The sequence below is a fragment of the Nocardia sp. NPDC051052 genome, assembly GCF_044456045.1.
GTDB lineage: Bacteria > Actinomycetota > Actinomycetes > Mycobacteriales > Mycobacteriaceae > Nocardia.
On record NZ_JBITFL010000026.1, the window covers coordinates 20,836 to 27,355 of the forward strand.

The following is a 6,520-nucleotide window of genomic DNA, read 5'->3' on the forward strand; positions in this document are numbered from 1 at the left end:
GGCAGCATGGCGCCTCATTTATCTAGGAATGGAGTTGACGATGACCGAATCGGTCCTCGATCGGATCATGGAACATCAGGACGACCTTCGCAAAGAAGGGCCAGAGGCGGATCGGCTCGGCCGCCTGGCGGATTCGACCGTCGACACGATGAAGGCCGCGGGTTCGATCAAGATGCTGCAGCCGAAGACGCACGGCGGCTTCGAGGTCGGCGTGCGCGAGTTCGCCGAGACCGTAATGGCAACAGCTGCACTGAATCCGCCCGCAGGCTGGGTGCACGGTGTAGTCGGTATGCATCCGTGGCAGCTCGCGATGGCGGATCCCCGGGTGCAGGACGAGGTGTGGGGCGAGGACCAAGGCACCTGGATGGCGTCACCGTATATGCCTACCGGCATGGCGACCCCAGTGGCAGGCGGCTACCGGATGAGCGGCCGCTGGGGCTTCTCCTCGGGAACCGACCACTGCCAGTGGGCATTTCTTGGCGCGACCAAATGCGATGAGGACGGCAATCCCGTCACTCCACCGACCATGTTGCACGTCATCATCCCGCGCGGTGAGTACGAGATAATCGAGGACTCCTGGAATGTTGTCGGGCTGAAGGGGACCGGTTCCAAGGATCTCGTCATCGAGGACACCTTCATTCCGGACTACCGGGTGATGGAGTACGACCGGCTGATCGATGGCAGCCAGGTCCGCGAGGCCGGATTGTCGCAGACCCTGTACCGGATGCCGTGGTCGTGCATGTTCCCGCTCGGCATTACTGCCGCCACCATCGGAATCTGTGAAGGTCTGCTCGCCGAGGCGATGAACTATCAGCGAGCCCGCATCAACGCGCAGGGAACCGCCATCAAGGACGACCCCTACACGCTGTACGCCATGGGGGAGGCGGCAGCGCAGATCCAGTCGGCGCGGGAGGGGCTGATCACCAACGCGGAGCAGATCTGGGACCTCGTCGACGCGGGCAAGGAGGTGAGCTTCGAGCGCCGAGCAGCGGGGCGGCGCAACCAGATTCGTGCCGCATGGCAGGCAGTGCGTGCGATCGACGAGATCTATCCGCGATGCGGTGGCACGGCGCTGCGGATGGACAAACCGCTCCAGCGGTACTGGCGCGACGCGCACGCCGGACTGCACCACGCCATCCATGTCCCGAGCACGGTGTATCACGCCGCGACGCTGAGCGGGCTCGGTGTCGAGCCACAGGGAGCACTGCGGGCGATGATCTGACCGCGCGGCTCCAGAAGGGAGTGTCGATGACAGGTAAACCACACCGCATCGCCGGTTGCCGCGGTCGTGGCCGCGGACCGCCGCGAGCAACGGGAACAAGTTCTCGTCATAGCTGATGCGCTCTGGACAGCGTCCGAAGAGTGCGGCGCGGCCGTGTCATCGCGAGTGAGGTGAGTTCCGTGGGTAGTTCAATGGAACAGCACCGTGTGCGAGTTGATGTCCGGCGCTCGAAAGACGGTACGTGCACGGAAAACTAGAACGTGTTATCGTCGCTTTGGTGATCAGATTGGCATCGACGGAGCGTGAGATGTGACCGATTCAGGTTCTGCTGAGCAATGCCCGGAGCGCGCGTCCGGTGTGATCGATGCCGGTTGTGCGGCGACACCGTCCTTCGAGCCAATGCTTCGGCTACCCAGTTGGGACGGATGGCCGCCGCTTTCGTAGCTGGAATCCGAACCTCCAGCCATATGTCTGCCGAGCGGATTCGCTTCCACTCGCCGGAATGGCCGGGGCGTGTTGTTCCGGCTGGAAGCGCCGAATAGCACGTAACTGTGAATATCGCGTCGGGGAGCTGTGATGTCATTATGCGGATAGGGTTCGGTGGCTTGTGCCCGGTAACTGATCGTGGTGACGTCATGGGGATTCGGTGACAACCGCGGGGGCCGACGGCGACCTCAGCCGGCTGGTGGCCGTCGTCGGCATGTCCTGCCGGTTTCCGATGGCGCGGACTGTCGAGGAATTCTGGCAGCTGCTATGGAACGCTACTGATGCGGTTCATGATGTTGAGCAGGCCCCGAGGGATCCTTCCACAGAATCGTATGACGATTTCGACGCCGAGTTCTTTGGTATGTCACCGGCTGAGGCCGCTGCCACAGACCCTCGGCAGAAGGTGATGCTGGAACTCGCCTGGGAAGCTCTCGAGGATGCGCGAATTCCGGCGGAAGATATTCGGGAAACGTCGACCGCCGTATTCATCGGGGCGTCGTCGGACGAGCATACGACTCTTGCGCTCAGCGGCGATCGCGGTCCCCTCACGCGGTACTCCATGACCGGGTTGCACCGCAGCATCATCGCGAACCGTGTCTCGTATTTCCTCGGTCTCAGCGGCCCGAGCCTTACCGTGGATGCCGCGCAGTCTTCCGCGCTGGTGGCAGTGCACCTGGGATATCAGAGCATAGTGAGTGGCGAGTCGAGTCTGGTGCTGGCCGGTGGCGTCAGCCTGAACCTGAGCTCGCGTCATCACGAGGTGGTGGAACGCTTCGGTGCGCTCTCGCCGGATGGGCGCTGCTTTACCTTCGACTCGCGAGCCAACGGATTCGTCCGGGGTGAGGGCGGCGGGCTGGTCGTGCTCAAGCCGCTCGCGGCAGCGCTGGCGGCGGGCGATCCGGTCTATTGCGTGATCCGCGGCACGGCGGTGAACAACGATGGGTTTGCCGAGAGCCTGACCCGGCCGAATCCGATTGCCCAGGAACAGGTAATTCGGAACGCGTGCCGGCAAGCACACGTCGATCCCATGCAGGTTCAGTACATCGAGTTACATGGTTCGGGTACCAGCGTCGGCGACCCCATCGAGGCGACCGCAATCGGAGCCGTTCGTCGTCCGGGCGATTGTGTCCGGGTCGGATCGGTGAAGACAAATATCGGCCACCTGGATGGTGCGGGTGGTATTGCCGGCTTCATGAAGACGGCTCTCAGCATTGCTAATCGTACGATTCCGGCCAGCTTGAATTTCGAAAAGCCTAATCCGGATATAGATTTCGAGAATCTGCGCATTCGGGTGCAGCAGACGACGGGGCCATGGCCTCGGATGGATTTGCCATTGATAGCGGGAGTCAGTTCGTTCGGGATGGGTGGAACGAATTGTCATGTCGTGCTCGGGGAACCGATCGGCGCGGTATCGGACGAGCCGGCCGATTCGATCAACGAGACCGATGCGGCGGAATCATGCCGGATCTTGACTTTTCCCGTATCCACCGTGGGAAGAAGTGCCCTCCGCGCACGAGCCCGTCAACTAGTGCATTGGCTGGCGGATAGTCCCAACCAGTCTCTGGCGGATTTGAGTTACTCGTTGGTGACAACGCGAGCTGCCCTGTCGGATCGCGCGGTGATTGTCGCGGCGAACCTCGACGACTTGACGAATGGTTTGCAGGCCTGCGTCGATGAAATGCCCGCCGCAAATCTCGCGGTGGGCCGGGCCATCGACTCGGGTACCGTCTTCGTATTTCCGGGGCAAGGATCCCAGTGGCCCGGCATGGCACTCGACCTGCTCCGCACCGACAGTGTTTTCGCCGAGTCGATGGCAGCTTGTGATCGCGCAATCGCAGCCGAGGCCGGTTGGTCGGTACTGGATGTGCTCCGCTCGCCCGAAGTGGCCGAGCAACTGGAACGGGTTGCGGTGGTACAGCCCATATTATTCGCCGTGATGGTCTCGCTGGCCGCGTTCTGGCGGGCATCGGGAGTTGAGCCGGCTGCCGTTGCCGGACATTCCCAGGGCGAGGTCGCAGCGGCACACGTCGCCGGAGGTCTGACACTGGCAGACGCGGCGAAAATCGTTGTCCTGCGCGGTCGTGCGGTTGCCGCGATGGCCGGCGCCGGTGGCATGGCATCAGTGGAACTGTCGAAGTCCGCGGTGTCCGAGCTCCTCGGGTCGTACCAGGGCCGACTCGGTATCGCGGCAATCAACGGCCCCGACACCACCATTGTGGCAGGCGGCGCTGATGCACTCGGCCAGTTCATGAATGAGTGTGCCGCAGAGGGCATTCGGGTGCGCGCCGTGGCAGTGGACTACGCCTCCCACACCGCGCATGTCGATGTCATTCGCACGCGACTGCTCAGCGATCTTGCTGACATCGAACCGGTCTCGTCAGCAATCCCCTTCTACTCCACCGTCATTGGTACCGTGCTCGATACCGCGGAACTGGATGCCGAGTACTGGTTCCGAAATCTCCGGTCACCGGTGGAATTCGAAGCCACCACCAGGGCATTGCTCGATTCGAACATGCGGCGTTTCATCGAGGTGAGCCCGCACCCGGTGCTTACCGCTGCGCTCGGAGACACCGTCGCGTCATACGGTGCGGATGAGGCGTTGGTAATGGGGACGTTGCGCCGTGGTGACGGAGGTCCGGCACGCTTCCTCAGCGCCATCGCGCAGGCTTATGTCCATGGCGCGATGATCGACTGGACGAAGCTTCCGGGTGCCGGGGGACGTCGAATTCGTCTGCCGCACTATCCCTTTCAACGCACTTCGCACCGGCTCTCAGCTGCCCCCCGGCAGGCTCGGTCTTGGTCCGCCGATGCCACAGCCGAGGTCGAGCGGCAAGGACCGGAACCCGTGCTCGGACTTATACCCCACCGGGAGCAGCTCGGCCTGGTGCAGGCGACAGCTGCCGCCATCCTTGGGCACTCGAGTCCGGCGATGATCGATCCGGATAAGAGCTTCAGGGACCTGGGCTTCGACTCAGTGGCCGTGGTGGAGCTCAGTCGCAGGCTCGCCGCTGCCGCGGGCGCTGCGCTGCCCACAACGGTGGTGTACGACCATCCGAGCCCAAGACAGTTGGCCGATCATCTGAAAGGCGGACCTTCCGCAGAACCGTCGTACGGTTCCGGATCGGCCCTCCACGGGCCCGAGGACCCCGTTGTCATCACGGGAATGGCCTGTCGCCTACCGGGCGGTATCGAGACGCCCGAAGAGCTGTGGGCATTGGTCGCCGGCGAGCTCGAAGCCGTCGGTTCGGCACCCCCGGATCGGCATTGGAATAGCAGCGGCAAGGTGGCGACCGGTCTGACCGACGACTATCTGGGCGGATTCCTCGATGACGTCGCCCAGTTCGACGCCGAATTCTTCGGCATCTCACCGCGTGAAGCCGAAGGAATGGACCCGCAGCAACGACTGCTTCTGGAAACAACCTGGGAAGCGTTTGAACGGGCGGGCATCGCGCCCACCTCACTGCGCGGCAGCCGAACCGGCGTTTTTGTCGGAGCAATGGCGCAGGACTACGGCCCGCGGATGCACGAGGCAGCCGGAGACGCAGCCGGATACGTACTCACCGGCACCGCAACCAGCGTTGCCTCAGGGCGGATCGCCTACACGCTGGGTACCGTTGGTCCAGCACTGACAGTGGATACCGCGTGCTCGTCGTCGCTGGTGGCATTACATCTGGCCTGCCGGGCGCTGCGCGCCGGTGAGTGCGATATGGCGGTGGCCGGGGGCGTCACGGTGATGACAACACCGGGCATGTTCATCGAGTTCGCCCGCCAGGGCGGCCTCTCCCCGGACGGCCGCTGCAAGGCGTTTGCCGCATCGGCCGATGGCACGGCTTGGGCCGAGGGCGTCGGTTTGGTGATCGTGGAGCGGAGATCGTCTGCACTCGACGCGGGGCGCCCCATACTCGCCGTTGTCCGGGGCACGGCAATGAATCACGACGGCGCAAGCAACGGCCTCACGGCCCCCAGCGCCGCTGCCCAAGAGAGCGTGTTGTCGGATGCGCTGCGCGACGCTGGTCTGAAGCCGGCGGATGTGAGTGCAGTCGAGGCGCACGGCACCGGTACCCGGCTGGGTGATCCGATCGAGGCCCGGGCCGTGATCAATGTGTATGGCCGAGAACGGCATCGGCCGTTGTGGTTGGGTTCGCTGAAGTCGAATATTGGTCATACCCAGGCGGCGGCTGGGGTGGCTGGTGTGATCAAGATGGTGCTGGCGATGCAGTACGGGGTTCTGCCGAAGACGTTGCACGTGGATGCGCCTTCTTCGCATGTGGATTGGTCTTCGGGTGCCGTGTCGTTGTTGACCGCACAGCGGTTGTGGCAGGTGCCGGAGCGAGGTTTGCGTCGGGCGGGTGTCTCGTCGTTCGGGATCAGTGGGACGAATGCGCATGTGATTTTGGAGCAGGCGCCGGAGGGTGACGCGGAGCCGAACAGTTCTGCACCGGGGTTGGATTCGGTTGTTGGTGGGGTTGTGCCGTGGGTGTTGTCGGCGCGGTCTGAGCAAGCGTTGCGGTCGTCGGCGGAGCGGTTGGCGCGGTTTGTGGGTGAGGGTTCCGGTGCTGGGGTGTCGGTGTCGGATGTGGGGTGGTCGTTGTTGGGGCGGTCGCGGTTTGAGCATTGTGGGGTGGTTTCGGGGGTGGGTCGGGAGCGGTTGCTTTCGGGTTTGTCCGCTTTGTCTGAGGGGCGTGCGGATGTGAATGTGGTGTCTGGGGAGGGTGTTTCGGGTTCGGGGAAGACGGTGTTGGTGTTTCCGGGGCAGGGTGGGCAGTGGTTGGGGATGGGGCGGGAGTTGTGTGCGGGTTTTCCGGTGTTTGT

General features: G+C 63.6%; 2 protein-coding genes. Both read left to right on the forward strand.

Features of this window, described 5'->3' with window-relative positions:
- Positions 1–40: 40 nt before the first annotated feature.
- On the forward strand, positions 41–1,222 hold the full coding sequence (locus tag ACIBCN_RS43795; protein WP_396998711.1) for a hydroxylase: 1,182 nt from the start codon (positions 41–43) through the stop codon (positions 1,220–1,222).
- 646 nt (positions 1,223–1,868) lie between these two features.
- On the forward strand, positions 1,869–6,520 hold a 4,652-nt coding region (locus ACIBCN_RS43800), incomplete at its 3' end, for a beta-ketoacyl synthase N-terminal-like domain-containing protein (protein ID WP_396998712.1).